Origin of the sequence: Serratia sp. CY29653 (assembly GCF_052169255.1) — a bacterium.
Taxonomy (GTDB): Bacteria; Pseudomonadota; Gammaproteobacteria; order Enterobacterales; family Enterobacteriaceae; genus Serratia; species Serratia sarumanii.
This window is the reverse complement of sequence record NZ_JBJNLC010000001.1, coordinates 2,231,563-2,247,783: the sequence shown is the minus strand read 5'-3', so window position 1 is coordinate 2,247,783 and position 16,221 is coordinate 2,231,563. Positions and strand designations below refer to the sequence as shown.

Annotated in this window: 17 protein-coding genes and 1 pseudogene; 10 read left to right on the top strand and 8 right to left on the bottom strand. The window is 64.4% G+C overall.

Annotated elements, in window-relative coordinates; all coding sequences use genetic code 11:
- The first annotated feature begins 22 nt into the window (after positions 1 to 22).
- Complete coding sequence (locus tag ACJ8HN_RS10790) at positions 23 to 1,153, top strand: Gfo/Idh/MocA family protein (RefSeq protein ID WP_041034068.1); 1,131 nt, start codon at positions 23 to 25, stop codon at positions 1,151 to 1,153.
- Positions 1,154 to 1,255: 102 nt separating this feature from the next.
- On the opposite strand, the gene ACJ8HN_RS10785 is transcribed toward ACJ8HN_RS10790, so the two are convergent.
- The 3 genes from ACJ8HN_RS10785 to ACJ8HN_RS10775 are packed head-to-tail and all read right to left on the bottom strand — an operon-like array spanning position 1,256 to position 4,387.
- A complete protein-coding gene (locus ACJ8HN_RS10785; RefSeq protein WP_033653428.1) occupies positions 1,256 to 3,127 on the bottom strand; it encodes an amidohydrolase in 1,872 nt (623 codons plus the stop codon).
- Positions 3,128 to 3,148: 21 nt separating this feature from the next.
- Positions 3,149 to 3,694, bottom strand: coding sequence for an antibiotic biosynthesis monooxygenase (locus ACJ8HN_RS10780; protein WP_033637617.1), 546 nt, complete (start codon positions 3,692 to 3,694; stop codon positions 3,149 to 3,151).
- A 48-nt stretch (positions 3,695 to 3,742) separates the two neighbouring features.
- Entirely contained in the window at positions 3,743 to 4,387 is a 645-nt protein-coding gene (locus tag ACJ8HN_RS10775) for a hydrolase (protein ID WP_442523411.1), read from the bottom strand.
- A 140-nt stretch (positions 4,388 to 4,527) separates the two neighbouring features.
- Between ACJ8HN_RS10775 and ACJ8HN_RS10770 the strand changes: the two genes are divergently transcribed.
- The 8 genes from ACJ8HN_RS10770 to ACJ8HN_RS10735 all read left to right on the top strand — a co-directional run bounded on the left by ACJ8HN_RS10770 (position 4,528) and on the right by ACJ8HN_RS10735 (position 11,724).
- Complete coding sequence (locus ACJ8HN_RS10770; RefSeq protein WP_033646934.1) at positions 4,528 to 5,439, top strand: LysR substrate-binding domain-containing protein; 912 nt, start codon at positions 4,528 to 4,530, stop codon at positions 5,437 to 5,439.
- A gap of 43 nt (positions 5,440 to 5,482) precedes the next feature.
- Positions 5,483 to 5,854 carry a cell envelope integrity protein TolA gene (locus ACJ8HN_RS10765; RefSeq protein ID WP_060438953.1) on the top strand — a complete coding sequence of 124 codons (372 nt, stop codon included), beginning with the start codon at positions 5,483 to 5,485 and terminating at the stop codon, positions 5,852 to 5,854.
- 154 nt (positions 5,855 to 6,008) lie between these two features.
- The gene (locus ACJ8HN_RS10760) at positions 6,009 to 7,040 is read left to right on the top strand and encodes a fatty acid desaturase (RefSeq protein ID WP_094859701.1); all 1,032 of its coding nucleotides are present in this window, start codon (positions 6,009 to 6,011) and stop codon (positions 7,038 to 7,040) included.
- Between the two features lie 40 nt (positions 7,041 to 7,080).
- On the top strand, positions 7,081 to 8,010 hold the full coding sequence (gene osmF, locus ACJ8HN_RS10755; protein WP_033637621.1) for a glycine betaine ABC transporter substrate-binding protein OsmF: 930 nt from the start codon (positions 7,081 to 7,083) through the stop codon (positions 8,008 to 8,010).
- Between the two features lie 61 nt (positions 8,011 to 8,071).
- Positions 8,072 to 9,232, top strand: a complete 1,161-nt coding sequence (locus tag ACJ8HN_RS10750; protein WP_060425540.1) for an ABC transporter permease — start codon at positions 8,072 to 8,074, stop codon at positions 9,230 to 9,232.
- Entirely contained in the window at positions 9,229 to 10,164 is a 936-nt protein-coding gene (locus ACJ8HN_RS10745) for an ABC transporter ATP-binding protein (protein WP_033637623.1), read from the top strand. The genes ACJ8HN_RS10750 and ACJ8HN_RS10745 overlap by 4 nt, the downstream gene beginning before the upstream one ends.
- Positions 10,161 to 10,934, top strand: coding sequence for an ABC transporter permease (locus tag ACJ8HN_RS10740; protein WP_033637624.1), 774 nt, complete (start codon positions 10,161 to 10,163; stop codon positions 10,932 to 10,934). Before ACJ8HN_RS10745 ends, ACJ8HN_RS10740 begins: the two co-directional genes overlap by 4 nt.
- A 28-nt stretch (positions 10,935 to 10,962) precedes the next feature.
- Positions 10,963 to 11,724: a phosphate/phosphite/phosphonate ABC transporter substrate-binding protein gene (locus ACJ8HN_RS10735; RefSeq protein WP_080289897.1), complete on the top strand. Its 762-nt coding sequence runs from the start codon at positions 10,963 to 10,965 to the stop codon at positions 11,722 to 11,724.
- Between the two features lie 6 nt (positions 11,725 to 11,730).
- Here ACJ8HN_RS10735 and ACJ8HN_RS10730 read toward each other — a convergent pair.
- The 5 genes and pseudogenes from ACJ8HN_RS10730 to ACJ8HN_RS10710 all read right to left on the bottom strand — a co-directional run.
- Positions 11,731 to 11,811 (bottom strand): annotated as a pseudogene (locus ACJ8HN_RS10730) (SDR family oxidoreductase); the annotation flags it as partial.
- A 175-nt stretch (positions 11,812 to 11,986) separates the two neighbouring features.
- On the bottom strand, positions 11,987 to 12,163 hold the full coding sequence (locus ACJ8HN_RS10725) for a hypothetical protein (RefSeq protein ID WP_016928550.1): 177 nt from the start codon (positions 12,161 to 12,163) through the stop codon (positions 11,987 to 11,989).
- A gap of 106 nt (positions 12,164 to 12,269) precedes the next feature.
- On the bottom strand, positions 12,270 to 13,190 hold the full coding sequence (gene yedA, locus ACJ8HN_RS10720) for a drug/metabolite exporter YedA (protein WP_442523410.1): 921 nt from the start codon (positions 13,188 to 13,190) through the stop codon (positions 12,270 to 12,272).
- A 110-nt stretch (positions 13,191 to 13,300) separates the two neighbouring features.
- Entirely contained in the window at positions 13,301 to 13,795 is a 495-nt protein-coding gene (locus ACJ8HN_RS10715; protein WP_033637629.1) for a DUF2878 domain-containing protein, read from the bottom strand.
- Between the two features lie 177 nt (positions 13,796 to 13,972).
- Positions 13,973 to 14,626, bottom strand: a complete 654-nt coding sequence (locus tag ACJ8HN_RS10710; RefSeq protein ID WP_033653420.1) for a helix-turn-helix transcriptional regulator — start codon at positions 14,624 to 14,626, stop codon at positions 13,973 to 13,975.
- A gap of 103 nt (positions 14,627 to 14,729) precedes the next feature.
- Between ACJ8HN_RS10710 and ACJ8HN_RS10705 the strand changes: the two genes are divergently transcribed.
- A complete protein-coding gene (locus tag ACJ8HN_RS10705; RefSeq protein ID WP_442523409.1) occupies positions 14,730 to 16,184 on the top strand; it encodes an MFS transporter in 1,455 nt (484 codons plus the stop codon).
- Positions 16,185 to 16,221 lie beyond the last annotated feature (37 nt).

The window sequence follows — 16,221 nt, the reverse complement described above, 5'->3', positions numbered from 1 at the left end:
ATTTCGATCACGGGAGAAAATGATGAAACAGGTACGCGTTGGGTTAATCGGCACCGGCTATATCGGGCGTTGTCACGCCATCGCCTATGCGCAGGCCGCCACGGTCTTTCCTCTGAAAGGGGAGCTGGTGCTGGAGATGCTGGCGGAAGTGACGCCCGAGCTGGCGGCGCAGCGCGCAACCGAGTTCGGCTTTGCGCGCTCGACCGGCGATTGGCGGCAGCTGGTGGCCGATCCGGCGATCGACGTGGTGGACATCTGCGCGCCCAACTTCTTGCACAAAGAGATGGCGCTGGAAGCGATCCGCCACGGCAAGCACGTGTATTCGGAAAAGCCGCTGGCGCTGGACGCCGCCGACGCGGCGGAGATGGTGCAGGCCGCCCGCGCCAAGGGCGTGAAAACGCTGGTCGGTTTCAACTACATGAAGAACCCGACCAGCCAGCTGGCGCGCGAGATCATCGCCAACGGCGAAATCGGCGAAGTGGTGCATTTTTACGGCACCCACAATGAGGATTATCTGGCCGACCCGCGCACGCCGCTCGACTGGCACTGCCGCCGCGCCAGCGCCGGGCTGGGCGCGCTGGGGGATCTGGCGGCGCACATCGTCAATATGGCGCACTACCTGGTGGGCGACATCGTGGCGGTCTGTGGCGATATGCAAACCGTGATCAAACAGCGCCCGGACCCGCAAGACCCGGCGCGCCTGCTGCCGGTGGAAAACGAAGATCAGGCCGGCGCGCTGCTGCGCTTCGCCGGCGGCGCGATGGGCACTATCGAAACCTCGCGCATTGCCTGCGGGCGCAAGATGGGGCTGACCTATGTGGTCACCGGCACCAAGGGCACGCTGAGCTATACCCAGGAGCGGATGGCGGAGCTGAAGCTGTATCGGCACGATGAGCCGGCGGAGCGGCAGGGGTTCAAAACGCTGCTGGTAGGGCCGAAACACCCGGACTACGCGGCGTTCTGCATCAGCGCCGGGCACGGCATCGGCTTTAACGATCAGAAGACGGTGGAGATCCGCGATCTGGTCAACGGCATCGCCGCGGGCGATCGCATGTGGCCGGACTTTGAAGAAGGCTGGAAGGTGTCCTGCGTGCTGGATGCGATAGCCGCCTCCGCCGAGCAGCGGCGCTGGCTGGAGATCAACCGCGATTGAAAATGAAATGGCGCTCTCCCGTGGGCAGCGCCATTAATTTGTTATGTTGCTAGCTTAATACCTTATTAAGCTAGTTGCATAATAAGTTGCTTGCCTGGCAACTTAGAACGAGAAGCATGAACAGCCGAACGCGCCCCAGAAGGCGTTTTCATCCGACACCGGGATGCTGGAGCGGCGCGCGATGTCATGCTGGTGCGCGTGTACGCCGCACGGGCCGCAGCATTGGTGCGCCTGGCTCAGCACGCCGACTTTGGCCGCCGCCGACGGCGGCGCGGAACGGTAGTGGCCCGGCACCTGGGTGACCGGCGACCACTCCGGCAGCACCGGCAGCGGCGGCGGCGCCAGCGGCGAGAAGCTGCCGGCGGCGTAGACCACCTTGCCGTCCACCACCGTCATTACCGACTCAATGCCTTTGATCTGCTCTTCCGGCACGCTGAAATAGTCCTGCGACAGCACCGCCACATCCGCCAGCTGGCCGACCTTGATCTGGCCTTTCTTGCCTTGCTCGGTGGAGAACCAGGCGCTGCCTTGCGTCCACAGCATCAGCGCCGTTTCGCGATCCAGCCGCGCGCTGTCGTCGTACATCGCCATGCCGCCGACGGTGCGGCCGGAGACCAGCCAGTACAGCGCTGTCCACGGGTTGTAGCTGGCGACGCGGGTGGCGTCGGTGCCCAGCCCGACCGGCAGCTCGGCCGCCAGCATTTTCGCCACCGGCGGCGTATGTTTGGTGGCTTCGATGCCGTAGCGCTCGGCGAAATATTCGCCCTGGAATGCCATGCGGTGCTGCACCGCAATGCCGCCGCCCAATGCCTTGACCCGTTCGATATTGCGTTCGGTAATGGTTTCGGCGTGGTCGAACAGCCAGTGCAGCCCGTTGAACGGAATGTCGCGGTTCACCTTCTCGAACACGTCCAGCATGCGGCTGATGGATTCGTCATAGGTGGCGTGCAGGCGGAACGGCCAGCGGTGCTCGACCAGATGGCGCACCACCCGCTCCAGTTCGTCCTCGGTGCCCGGCGGCAGATCCGGGCGCGGCTGCAGGAAGTCTTCGAAGTCGGCGGCGGAGAACACCAGCATCTCGCCGGCGCCGTTGTGGCGATAAAAGTCGGTGCCCTGGCCCGGCTTGAGCATGTCGGTCCACAGCTCGAAGTCTTCCAGCTCCTGCTTCGGCCGCTGGGTGAACAGGTTATAGGCAATGCGAATGGTCAGCTGCTTTTTCTCGTGCAGCTCGGCGATCACCTGATAATCCTCCGGGTAGTTCTGGAAACCGCCGCCGGCGTCGATGGCGCTGGTGAGGCCCAGACGGTTCAGCTCGCGCATAAACTGGCGAGTGGAGTTGACCTGCTGCTCCAGCGGCAGCTTCGGCCCTTTCGCCAGCGTAGCGTACAGGATCATGGCGTTGGGCTTGGCGATCAGCATGCCGGTCGGGTTGCCGTTGGCGTCGCGCTGGATTTCGCCGCCCGGCGGGTTCGGCGTGTCTTTGGTGTAGCCGACCACCTTCAGCGCCGCGCGGTTGAGCAGCGCGCGATCGTAGAGGTGCAGAATGAACACCGGCGTGTCCGGCGCCGCCTGGTTGATTTCGTCGAGCGTCGGCATGCGGCGCTCGGCGAACTGGAATTCGGTCCAGCCGCCGACCACCCGCACCCACTGCGGGTTCGGCGTGCGCAGCGCCTGTTCTTTCAACATGCGCAGCGCGTCGGCCAGCGAAGGCACGCCTTCCCAGCGCAGCTCCAGGTTATAGTTCAGGCCACCGCGGATCAGGTGCAGGTGCGAGTCGTTCAGGCCCGGAATGGCGGTGTGGCCGTGCAGATCGATCACCTGGGTTTCCGGCCCGGCGTGCTGCATGACTTCGCTTTCGCTGCCGACCGCCAGAAACTTGCCGTCGCGGATGGCGACCGCCTGCGCGGTGGGATTTTGGCGATCGACGGTGTGAAACTTGCCGTTGGTGATAATCAATGAAGCGTGGTGGTTCATAACATTCTCCCGGCGAACCGCCTAGCGGCGGGTCAGCCATTGATGAAAAACGCGGGTCACGATAGGCATCCACAGGTACACCACCAGGGCGACCACGGTGGCGTCATTGAGAAAATGGCCGAGCAGCGTGCCGTTCAGCTGCGGCAGTGCCAGCCCCCAAAACCAGGGCACCAGATTGGTGGAAGGGAAGATCACCAGCAGGGTGATGATGAACTGCTTCCACTGGGGCGGCTGGCGCACGCCGGGGCTGGGCGGGGTAAACCAGAACTCTGCGCCGGGGCGGATCTCGATATGGTCGCTCTCCAGCAACAGCGGGGTGACTTCTTCGATGTATTGCTTGCGCAGCGGCGAGTGGATCCAGCGGTACAGATTGTCGAGGTTGTCGAAGCGGACCAGCACCGTATAGGCCTGCTCGTCGCCGGAAGGGCGAATCACGTTGACGCCCAAATGGCCGGTGAAGCCCGCGGCGTCGGGCATGATGCGGTTCAGCCAGGCCTCATAGGCCTGCTCGTTCCCCGGCGCCAAACGGTGGGTGATCACCAGCGTGACATGCTGCGGATGGGCCATAAAACCGACTCCTGAAAATACCCCGGCGCGGGGCCGGGGCAAGGGGAATTATTTCAGCGTGCGGGCCGGTGCGTGGTGCACCATGGTGTAAGCGTAGTCGACGCCCATGCCGTACGCGCCGCTGTGCTCGCGCACCAGCGCCATCACCGCGTCGTAGGTGTCTTTGCGCGCCCAGTCGCGCTGGTACTCCAGCAGCACCTGCTGCCAGGTCACCGGCACGGCGCCGGCCTGCACCATGCGATCGATCGAACGCTCGTGCGCATCGACGGAGGTGCCGCCGGAGGTGTCGGTCACCACATACACTTCATAGCCGGCTTCCAGCGCCATCAGCGCCGGGAAGGTCAGGCACACTTCGGTCCACAGCGCGGAGATCACCAGCTTTTTGCGGCCGGTGGCTTCCACGGCTTTAACGAAGGCCGCGTCTTCCCAGGAGTTCATCGAGGTGCGTTCAATCGGGGTGATTTCCGGGTGTACCGCCAGCAGTTCCGGCCAGATATAGCCGCTGAAGCTTTCGGTTTCTACCGAGGTGAAAAGGGTTGGCACGTTGAAAATCTTGCCCGTCTTCGCCAAACCAACAACGTTGTTTTTCAGTTGCTGACGATCAATATTAGCCACGCCGAAGGCCATTTGCGGTTGATGGTCGATAAAAATCAGTGCGGAGTTGTCTTTATCAAGCAGTTGAAACTTGGACATAATTTACCTTCCCAGTGATATTTCGGTTGAACATCTGATGAGTGTAACGCCGATAAAACGCATGGTAGGCAGAGGGCGATTTCAAAGATACCGCAGAATTTTTGCCGACTTGTTGAGTTTTTTTATACACGGGAGAAAGCATGAGATTAAACCTGGAAGCGCTGCTGATTTTGGACGCGCTGGACCGGCACGGATCTTTCGCCGCCGCGGCCGCCGCACTGTTTAAAACCCCTTCGGCACTCAGCTATATGGTGCAAAAGCTGGAAAACGATCTCGACATCACCCTGCTGGACCGCTCCGGCCACCGGGCGAAGTTCACCGATACCGGCAAGCTGATGCTGGAAAAAGGGCGGGTGTTGCTGCGGGCGGCGCAGGATCTGGAGCAGCAGGCGCGCTACGTGGAGAACGGCTGGGAAAGCGAGATCACGCTCGGGATCGATGCCTCCTTCCCGTTTGCCCGCCTGTTGCCGCTGATCGACGAGTTCTATCGGCAGCATCACCATACTCGGCTGCGTTTCAGCCACGAGGTGCTGGCCGGCTCCTGGGAATCGCTGGTTTACGGCTGCGCCGACATTATCATCGGCGCCATCTGCGAGCCGCCGTCGCGGGTGGGTTATGCGTTCAGCCGCCTGGGGCAGTTGGATTACGTGTTCGCCGTCGCGCCACAGCATCCGCTGGCGGCGCTGCCGGAACCGTTGCCGAAAGATGAGATCCGTCAGCACCGGGCGGTGGTGGTGCGCGATACCTCGCGGGTCAACGCGCCGCAGAGCCTGAACCTGCTGGAAGAACAGGATACGCTGACGGTCTTCGGCTTCGACGCCAAGCTGCAGGCGCAGTTGGCCGGGCTGGGCTGCGGCTATCTACCGCGTTCTCTGGCGGAACCTTACCTGAACAGCGGCGAACTGGTGGCGAAACGCGTTGAATCTGAGCGCTGCAGCGACGTTGCCTATTTCGGCTGGCGGGAAAGCGCCAGCGGTCTGGCAGCCAAGTGGTGGCGCGAGCGGCTGCAGCGTTACGCGGATGACGGCGAGGCTTACCCGGCGGCGCAGTGATCGCCGTCATATAAGGATTAACAACCCAATAAGGATATAGGGAATGAAAAAGACACTAGGCCTGTTGGCGCTGTTGCTGTTAAGCGGCTGCGGTGCCGGGCGTCAGGCCGGCATCCCGTTGCCGCAGCCGCAGGCCGAGGCGCAGGCCACGGCGCCGCTCAGCTATCCGGTGCGGGTGCATAACGCGGTGAGCCGCGAGCTGCGTTTGCCTGAACGCGCGCGCGGCCAACGCTGCACCATCAGCATTCGGCTGCGACCGGACGACGGCAAGCTGGCGAGCAGCAAGATCGTAAGAGGCGACGCGCCACTGTGCGCAGCGGCGAGCGCGGCGGTGCAGCGCGCGCAGTTTCCGCCGATGGCCAACGCCACCGAGTATGCGCTGTTCAACGCCGTGGTGCTCGATTTCGTTCCCTGAAGATGTGACCGACGGGCCGCCTGCGCGGCCCGTTTTTTCGCTTTTACGCGTACGCAACCCGCTGAATTTTCACTTAGCTTTGCCATTTTCGTTATTTTGAATGCCGCTACGGCTCATGGATACTGGGAGAAAATCTCTTACCGCGAGCCGCAGCATGTCCCACGCCCACTATTTGCACCCCGAACAGCGCGAACGAATCAGGCAGCTTTATCGGCGCCGGCATTGGCGGCTGGAGCTGCCCACCTGGGGGATCATGGCGGCGGTGTACGGCGGCTGGTTCGGCGTGGCGCTGGGGTGGCAAACGCTGGGCCCGTGGCTTGGCGCGCCGCTGCTGATCCTGCTGACCACCTGGTACATGTCGTTGCAGCACGAGCTGATCCACGGCCATCCGACGCGCTGGCCGCGCGTCAATCAGCTGTTCGGCCTGTTGCCGCTGGCGGTGTGGTATCCCTACGGGCTGTATCGCGATTCGCATCTGCGCCACCACCGCAACGACCACCTGACCGATCCGCACGAAGATCCCGAAAGCTATTACTTCAGCGCCGCGCAGTGGCGGCGCTATCCCCGGTTGCTGCCGCTGCTGGCCGCCGTGCGCAATACGCTGATAGGCCGGGTGCTCCTTGGCCCGGCGCTGGATATCGCCGCGACCCTGGCCGGGGCGGTGAAAGCGCTTGCCGCCGGGGAGTGGCGCGCCTGGGCGAGGTGGTTGGTGCACCTGTCGCTGTTGGCGATGCTGCTCGACTGGCTGCAGGCGCAGGGTATCGGCGCGGCGTTTTACCTGCTGGCCATCAGCTACCCGGCGCTGGCGCTGACCAAGGTAAGATCGTTTTTTGAGCATCGCGCCGTGGACGCTCCGCAGGCACGTTCTATTATTAATGAGGCGGGTTGGCCGTGGCGGCTGCTGTTTCTCAATCTGAACTACCATTTAGTGCATCACGATCTGCCCGGCCTGCCCTGGTATGGTTTGCGCGAAGTCTATCTGGCGGAGCGTGAGGCGTACCAGCGCCGCAGCCAGGGATTTGTCGCGCAAGGCTACGGCGAGTGGCTGCGCGATTACGCCCTGACGCCGATCGACGTCGGTGTGCATCCGTTGCGCGCCGGTGAACCGCAGGGGGAGGGCGATGCCCTGCCGACGGAAAAATTTATTGCGCGCTGGAAGCGCGTTTCTCAGGATTTTCCAACCTAACCGGCCCATGAGCCGGAAAACGTATAACCAGAGGAAAAGTATGGCAATCACCTTATCACGCGGACGTTCCTTTGCCGTCGCGCTGGCCCTGCTGGCCACCGGCGGTCTGGCGCAGGCGGCCGACTCGGTGCGCGTCGGCTCCAAGATCGACACCGAAGGTTCGCTGCTCGGCAACATCATCGTGCAGGTGCTGGAAGCCAACGGCATCCAGACCACCAACAAGCTGCAGCTCGGCACCACCAAGGTGCTGCGCGGCGCCATCACCTCCGGCGAGATCGACATCTACCCGGAATACACCGGCAACGGCGCGTTTTTCTTCTCCGATGAGAAAGATCCGGCGTGGAAGAACGCCCAGGCCGGTTTCGAGAAGGTGAAGCAACTCGACTACGACAAAAACAAAATCGTCTGGTTGGACGCGGCGCCGGCCAACAACACCTGGACCATCGCCATTCGCCAGGACGTGGCGGAGGCCAATCACCTGAAGACGCTGTCGGATCTCGGCAAGTGGATCAACGGCGGCGGCAAGTTCAAGCTGGCGGCCTCGGCGGAATTTATCGAGCGGCCGGATGCGCTGCCGGCGTTCCAGAATGCCTACGGCTTCAAGCTGAATCAGGATCAGCTGCTGTCCCTGGCCGGCGGCGATACGGCGGTGACCATCAAGGCGGCGGCGGAGCAGACCTCCGGCGTCAACGCGGCGATGGCCTACGGCACCGATGGCCCGGTGGCGGCGCTGGGGCTGCAGACGCTGGCGGATCCGAAAGGCGTACAGCCGATCTACGCGCCGGCGCCGATCGTGCGCGAAGCGGCCCTGAAGGCGCATGCCAATCTGCCTGAGCTGCTGAAGCCGGTGTTCGCCTCGCTGGACGGGCCGACGCTGCAAAAACTCAACGCGCAGATCGCCGTGGAAGGCCAGGACGCCAAACAGGTGGCGGCCGCTTACCTGAAAGAGAAAGGGTTTGTTAAGGGATAATGCCGAGGTGCCCCCTCTGCCGTCGGGAGAGGGGGTAAACCGAGGGAACCGGAGCGTTTCTTTGACTATCGCCGTAAAACATCGCGTCTTGTTGACGCTGTTCATGCTGTTGCTGCTGGCCGCGTTCGGCCTGCCGTTCCTCAGTTATGCCCCCAATCGCCTGTTGTCGGGCAAAAGCCTCTCCTTGTTCTCCCTGCTGCACGGCCCGGCGCTGTGGCTGCTGTTGCCGCTGGCGGCATTGGCGATCCTCAGCCTGTTGCCGCCGACGCGGGGACGGGCGCTGCTGGCGGCGCTGGCCGCCTGCGGGGTGCTGACGCTGGCCTTCTGGATCAGCGGGCAGGCCGCCGGGCGTCTGGCGCAGGAGGGATCGCGCCTGGCGCGCACCTCCTGGGGCAGCGGATGCTGGCTGACGATGGCGCTGAGCCTGCTGATCGCCGCCGACGCCATGGCGCGCATCACCGCGTCGCACCTGTGGCGCATGCTGGGCAACGCGCTGGTGCTGGTGCCGCCGGCGCTGCTGCTGTTCGGGCATCAGCTCGATCAGCTGTCGCTGCTGAAGGAGTACCACAATCGCCAGGAGGTGTTTGACGCCGCGCTGCTGCAGCACCTGACCATTCTGCTGGCGACGATGGCGCCGGCGCTGGCGATCGGCGTGCCGCTCGGGGTGCTGTGTTTTCGCTCCGAGCGCTGGCAGCGGCCGATTTTCTCCGTGCTGAACATTATCCAGACCGTGCCGTCCATCGCGCTGTTCGGCCTGCTGATCGCGCCGTTGGCGGGGCTGGCGACGGCGGTGCCCTGGCTGGCAGAACACGGCGTCAGCGGCATCGGCATGGCACCGGCGATCGTGGCGCTGGTGCTGTACGCATTGTTGCCGCTGGTGCGCAGCGTGGTGGCGGGGCTGCAAAGCGTGCCGGCGGGGGTGATCGAATCCGCCACCGGCATGGGGCTGACGCGCGGGCAGATCTTCCTGCGCGTGCAGCTGCCGTTGGCGCTGCCGCTGTTCCTGACCGGCGTGCGCATTCTGGCGGTGCAAACCGTCGGCATGGCGGTGGTGGCGGCGCTGATCGGCGCCGGCGGTTTTGGCGCCATCGTCTTTCAGGGGCTGCTCAGCAGCGCGCTGGATCTGGTTCTGCTGGGGGTGATCCCGGTGGTCATGATGGCGGTCATCGTCGATTCGCTGTTTAAATTTTGGGTTTCAATCCTGGACGTATCGCGCCGATGATTCACTTTGAGCAAGTCAGCAAAATTTTTCAGGGCAAGCCGGCGGTAGACGATCTCACGCTGCACATCGCCGAGGGCGAATTCACCGTGTTGATCGGCACCTCGGGTTCCGGCAAGTCCACGACGTTAAAAATGATCAATCGCCTGATCGAGCACGATCGGGGCAAGATTCTCTTTGCCGGCGAAGAGATCCAGTCGTTCAAACCGCAGGATCTGCGGCGGCGCATGGGCTATGCGATCCAATCGATCGGCCTGTTTCCGCACTGGACGGTGGAGGAAAACATCGCCACCGTGCCGCAGCTGCTGAAATGGCCGCGCGCGCGTATTCGCGATCGGGTAACCGAACTGCTGGAGCTGTTGCATCTGGAGCCGGATCTGTTTCGCCGTCGCTATCCGCATCAGCTGTCCGGCGGGCAGCAGCAACGGGTAGGGGTGGCGCGCGCGCTGGCCGCCGATCCCGAGGTGTTGCTGATGGACGAACCGTTCGGCGCGCTGGATCCGGTCACCCGCGCGGCGTTGCAGGCGGAGATCGCGCGCATCCATCAGCTCTCCGGCCGCACTATCGTGTTGGTGACGCACGACATCGACGAGGCGCTGGGCTTGGCGGATCGCCTGGTGCTGCTCGATCAGGGGCGGGTGGTGCAACAGGGCACGCCGCTGGCGCTGCTGACCGCGCCGGCCAATGACTTCGTGCGGGACTTCTTCGGGCGCAGCGATCGCGGCATCAAGCTGCTGTCGCTGGGAACGGTGGCGGAGCGAGTGCGGCCCGGCGCCGCCGAGGGCGAACCGATCGCCGCCGCCATGAGCCTGCGCGAGGCGCTGTCGGTGTTTGTGGCGCGCGGCAGCGACTGCCTGCCGGTGGTGGATGAACGGGGCGAAGCGTTGGGGGTCTTGCACTTCAACGATCTGATCGCCGGGCAGGCGCTGTCATGAGCGGGCGCATCTGGCGCCTGCTGCGCGATCCGCTGCCCTGGACGCTGGCGCTGCTGTTGGCGCTGGTGTTCGGCATGGATCATCTGCGCGGCCTGTTTGCCGCCTGGTTCCCCGATCTGGAGCGGCCCATTTATCAGCAGGACAGCTTTATCGCGCTGGTGGGGGCGCATCTGTCGCTGGTGGCAATCTCCAGCCTGATCGCGGTGGCTCTCGGCGTAGCGGCCGGCGTGGCGGTAACCCGGCGCAGCGGCCGGGAGTTTCGTTCGCTGGTGGAAACGGTGGTGGCGGTGGGGCAGACCTTCCCGCCGGTAGCGGTGCTGGCGGTAGCGGTGCCGGTGATGGGCTTCAGCGAACAGCCGGCGATCATTGCGCTGGTGCTGTACGGCCTGCTGCCGATCCTGCAGGGCACGCTGGCGGGCATCGAATCGGTGCCGCCCGCCACGCGCGAGATTGCCCGCGGCGTGGGGATGAGCGCCTGGCAAATTCTGTGGCGGGTCGAATTGCCGCTGGCGGCGCCGGTGATCGTCGCCGGGATCCGCACGTCGGTGATCATCAACATCGGCACGGCGGCCATCGCTTCCACCGTCGGCACCAAGACGCTCGGCTCGCCGATCATCATCGGTCTGAGCGGCTTTAACACCGCCTATGTGATCCAGGGCGCGGCGGTGGTGGCATTGTTGGCTATTATCACCGATATGCTGTTCGAACGTTGGGTGCGTTATCTCACCGCCTGGCGTCAGCAGACGCTGGCGACCACTCCGGCGGGGTAAGGGGGAAATGATGCAGGTGTCTCTACCGATGTACGGCGTTGGCCGGGAGCAGGCCGAATCTTTCTGGCAGGTATTGCGCGACAAGCTGCTGCGCCTGGGGCTGCCGGCGGCGCCGGAGCGGCTCAGTTGGCCGGACGATTTGGCGCAGCACTGGCGGCGCGACGATCTGCTGCTCAGCCAAACCTGCGGTTATCCGTTGGTCAGCACTTTGCCGCAGGTGCAGCTGATCGGCACCTACCATTATCGGGTTGAGGGGTGCGACGGGCCGAATTACCGCAGCTGGCTGGTGGTGCGCGCGGGCGACCCCGGCGAACGGTTGGCGGATTTTCGCGGCCGGACGGCGGCCTATAACAGCACCGATTCCCAATCCGGCTACAACGGCCTGCGCGCGCTGATCGCGCCGCTGGCGCAGGACGGGAAATTCTTTGGTGCGGCGATTGCCTCCGGCGCGCATTATCAGTCGCTGAAGCTGATCCGCAGCGGGCAGGCGGATATCGCCGCCATCGATTCAATCAGCATGGAACTGCTGCGCCGGGCGCAGCCGCAGGCGCTGGAGGGGCTGAAAATCATCGGCCGCACGGCAGCGGTGCCCGGTCTGCCGCTGATCACCGCGGCGGGTACGCCGCCGGAACAGGTGGAAATCCTGCGCGCTGGCGCCCGGGCGATGCTGGATGAGGCGGTCAGCGACCGCCTGCTGATCGGCGATTTCAGCCTGGTGCCGCGTTCGGCCTACCAGATTATCACCGTGCTGGAACAGCAGGCCGCCGCGCAGGGCGTGACGGCGCTCTAGCCGCCGTTACAACAGGCCGCCGCCGTCGATGTCGATCGCGCTGCCGGTGACGAAGCCGTTCTCCAGCGCCAGCAGGTAACCCGCCGCGCGTTGGCCTGTATCAGGCACAGCGCGTCGTTTTTCTCCCCGGCGTGGGGAAAGCGGCTATGGCGTGGTGAGGAACTGCTCGAAGTGCCTGGTGCCCGCATTGCTCGCAGGTGTCGGAACGCGTCAGGCGGCTGCAGCGCTTTTTACAGCTGCGCTGCCAGCGCTGGCTGGACGATCACTTGGCCTGAAGGGTTTCGGTTTGCGCCGGCGTGGCGGCGGCATCCCCGGCAGGCGCGCTTTCTTCGTGCGGGGTGGTGGAACGGGTGTAGATGTTCAGCCCGGCGAGGAATACGCCGCCCAAAGAACCGAAGGCGCACAGGGCGATGACGATGACGAACGCTTTTTTCAGCATAGGAATAATTTCGCAGGTTGCTTGGAACAGCGGGAATTATAGCCCCTTCGCCGGGTGAAACAAGAATCGTTTTTAACGGCGGCCCGCAGACCGCCCTTTGCGATCGCTACCGTTCGCTGTCGATGGCCTGCACGCGGGCCGGGCGGGCGAACAGGTATTTTCCCAGCGTCACCAGCACCACCGCCGCCACGATGATCACCAGCGCCAGCCACTCGCGCGGCGCCAGCGATTCGCCGGCAAAGCCGATGCCGAGCAGCACCGCCACCACCGGGTTGACGTAGGCGTAGCTGGTGGCGACCGCCGGGCGCACGTTCTTCAACAAGAACATATAGGCGCTGATCGCCAGCATCGAGCCGAAGACGATCAGATAGCCCAGCGCCAGAAAGCCGCCGGTGCTCGGCATCTGAGTCAGACGCTCGCCGCTCAGCTGACTGGCTGCCAATAACACCACGCCGGCGACCAGCATTTCCGCCGCGCCGGCCATCGGCCCGGCCGGCAGCGAGATGCGCGATCCCAGTACCGACCCGAAGGCCCAGCTGGCCGACGCCAGCAAAATCAGCAGCGCGCCGGTCGGGTTGCCCACCAGGTTGTTGCCGGTATTAAGCAGCACGATGCCCACCAGACCGAGCGCGATGCCGGCCCATTCCAGTTTGGTGTTGCGCATCCCCCACAGCAGGCTGAAGCAGAGGGTGAACAGCGGCACCGTCGCCACCATCACCGCGGCGATGCCGGACGGCACGTGTTGGTGCTCCGCCATCGTCACCAGGCCGTTGCCCACCGCCAGCAGCAGAATGCCGATGGCGCCGGCGGCCAGCCACTGCTTCGGCGTCGGCAGCGCGTGGCCGCGCCAGGCCAGGAAACTGAACAGCACGATGCCGGCAACCAGAAAGCGAATGCCGGCCATCATCAGCGGCGGCCACTGCGCGACGCCGAGGCGAATGACGAAATAGGTGGAACCCCAAACGATATATAACGTGAACAACGCCCCGATCAACGGCAGGACGCTACGGCTTTGTTGGCTAAGCATAGGGATATGTTTTTGCAGGGGTGATTATTATTAGAACGCTCAGTAAACCCGATCGGGCAACCGATAAGCAATGGCTTTCGGCATTATTTTTCCCGGCCGCCGCCCGCCGTTCAGCTGTCCCGCCGCTTCCACTGCAGCCAGCTGACGGCCGGCAGGTAAATCGACCAGCCGACGGCTAGCAGCAGCAGCATGAACTCCGGCGGCACGCCGGGCAGCAACGCGTCCAGCTTCCAGGACACGGCGTAGGCGAAGGGGCCGACGGCGGCGCCCAGCACCGCCAGCGGCCAGGGGGCCGCTCTGACCACGTCCAGCAGCCAATACCACCAGCAGCCGAAGCCGATCCACAGCGCGATGGTCCAGAGCGGCAGGCCGTGTTGCCCGCTGTAGTGCAGCACGCCGCTGTAGCTCCACAGCCCATCCATGCCGATACCGCCCAGGGCGGCCAGGGCCGCGCCTTTGCGGCGGGCGGCCGGGGTAAAGATCAGCGCCAGCGCCGCGCCGGCCAGCAGGATGCCGTTGAGCCGATCGCGAGTCAGCAGCGCCAGCAGCCAGCAGACGCCCAGTCCCAGCGTCGCCAGCCAGAATCCGGCATGCGGCTTCTTCATCGTTCAACTCCCGTGGGGTTACTCTGCCGCTGCGCGCCAGGCGCCGACGGATTTGCCAGAGCGAGCGCGAGGCCCGCTGTTGGTCTGAATATGCGTTAATTCAACCTTAGAAGGGAAGGTGCGGGATGCACAAGCAGAATAATCTGTACCGGTTGAAAACGTGGGCAAAAACCGGTGTTAAAGGAGCGAAATCCGGTAGGCGCAGCGGCGCGAGCCGGCCAGAATGTGTTCGGCGCGCTCCACCTGCGCCTGCAGCACTTCGGTGAAGATGCTCAGCTCCGCCCGGCAGAAGCCCTGGCAGACGGTGGCGGCGGCGCAGATCGGGCAGTGGTTTTCCACCAGCAGATAGGAACCGTCTTCCTCCTGACGCCATTCGGCCATATAGCCTTCGCGGCAGCGGATTTCGGTCAGGCGCGCCACGCGCTCCTGCAGATCGGCGGCGCCGATCATCGCCTGCTTGTAGTTGATGCGGTTTTCCTGCTCGCGGGTCTCGATCAGCACGTCGAGCGCCTGTTCGCCCAGCTTGTCGCGCACGGTGCGCAGCAGCTGCACCGTCAGATCCGCATGGGTGTCGGGAAAGCGCGCGTTGCCGGCCGAGGTCAAATGCCACAGCTGCACCGGGCGGCCCACGCCGCGCGTTTCCGCCACCGCTTCGACCAGCCCCTCTTTCGCCAGCTTGACGAACTGCTGGCGGGCCGCCTCACCGGTGGTGCCGAGCACCTTTCCTGCGTCAGAAGCTTGCTGCGGGCCGCGGGTTTTCAATAGCGTCAGCAAGCGGTCACTGACCGATTGTGCGGTGCTGCCGCTATTTTCCAAGTTTATTCTTGACATATTTCTCCGCCTCGCCCTAACTTATTCCAAGATAACTCTTGTTAAATTTAACGCAATCTTATGACCAACTCAATGCCATTCCTCTGAAAACAGGACGACAACCGTGATAACCCATGACGATAGCCGCTGGAGCGACCTTTTCTCCGGCAAAAATGCGGCCAGTGCGATCGCGCTTTCGCTCGGCGTGGCGCTGCATGCCATCAATATTCTGGTCGCCACCACCATTCTGCCCTCGGTGGTGCAGGATATCGGCGGTCTGGATCTCTACGCCTGGAACACCACGCTGTTCGTGGTGGCGTCGATCCTCGGTTCCGCGCTGTCGGCCCGGCTGCTCAGCGGCTACGGCGCGCGCAGCGCCTATCTGGTGGCTTCGCTGTTCTTCATCGCCGGGGCGGCGCTGTGCGCGCTGGCGCCGAGCATGCCGGTGATGCTGATCGGCCGTACGGTGCAGGGCTTCGGCGGTGGGCTGATCTTTGCGCTCTCCTACGCGATGATCAACCTGGTGTTCGAGCAGCGTTTGTGGCCGCGCGCCATGGCGCTCATCTCGGCGATGTGGGGCATCGCCACCCTGGTGGGGCCGGCGGTGGGCGGCATTTTCGCCGAGTTGAACGCCTGGCGTTGGGCCTTCGGCATTCTGCTGCCGATCATGGTGCTGTACGCCGCATTTACCTTCCTGATCCTGCCCAAGGGTAAAGCGCAGCAGGCGGCCGCGCCGTTGCCGACCGCGCAGCTGCTGTTGCTGACCGTGGCGGTGCTGGCGGTGTCCGCCGGCAGTCTGGCGCACAGCGCCTGGATCAACCTGGCGGGCATCGCGCTCTCGCTGGTGCTGATGGCCTGGCTGCTGAAGCGCGAAGCGCACTCGCGCGCCCGCCTGTTGCCGCACGGCGCGCTGCGGCGCGGCTCATCGCTGGCGGCGCTCTACATCACGACCGCGTTGCTGGTGATCGGCATGACCAGCGAGATCTTCGTGCCCTATTTTCTGCAGCTGCTGCACGGCCAGTCGCCGCTGATCTCCGGCTATATTGCCGCCGCCATGGCCGCCGGCTGGACGCTGTCCGAGATCCTCAGCTCCGGTTGGCGCGGGGCGGGCATTCGCCGGGCGATCGTCAGCGGGCCGCTGTTTGTGCTGGTGGGGCTGCTGGCGCTGGCGATCCTGATGCCGGTGCCGTCCGGCGGCCACTGGCAGGCGCTGGCGCCGATCGTCATTGCGCTGTTGCTGGTGGGGTTCGGCATCGGCTTCGGCTGGCCGCACCTGCTGACGCGCATTTTGCAGGTGGCGCCCGAAGCGGACAAAGATATCGCCGGCGCTTCGATTACCACGGTGCAGCTGTTCGCCACCGCATTCGGTGCGGCGCTGGCCGGGATGATCGCCAATCTGGCGGGGCTGAACGATCCGGGCGGCGCGGCGGGCGCGGCGTCGGCGGCGCGCTGGCTGTTCCTGGCGTTCGCGCTGGCGCCGCTGCTGGCGGTATTCAGCGCCTGGCGCTGCGCGGCGATCGCGCCGCCGGGCGCCGAGACGGGCAATCTTGTACAAAACCCGCCCTCGCGCGAGTGCTAGAACGCTCCTCCTTCTTCGATAGTGTTTGCCGGTGATA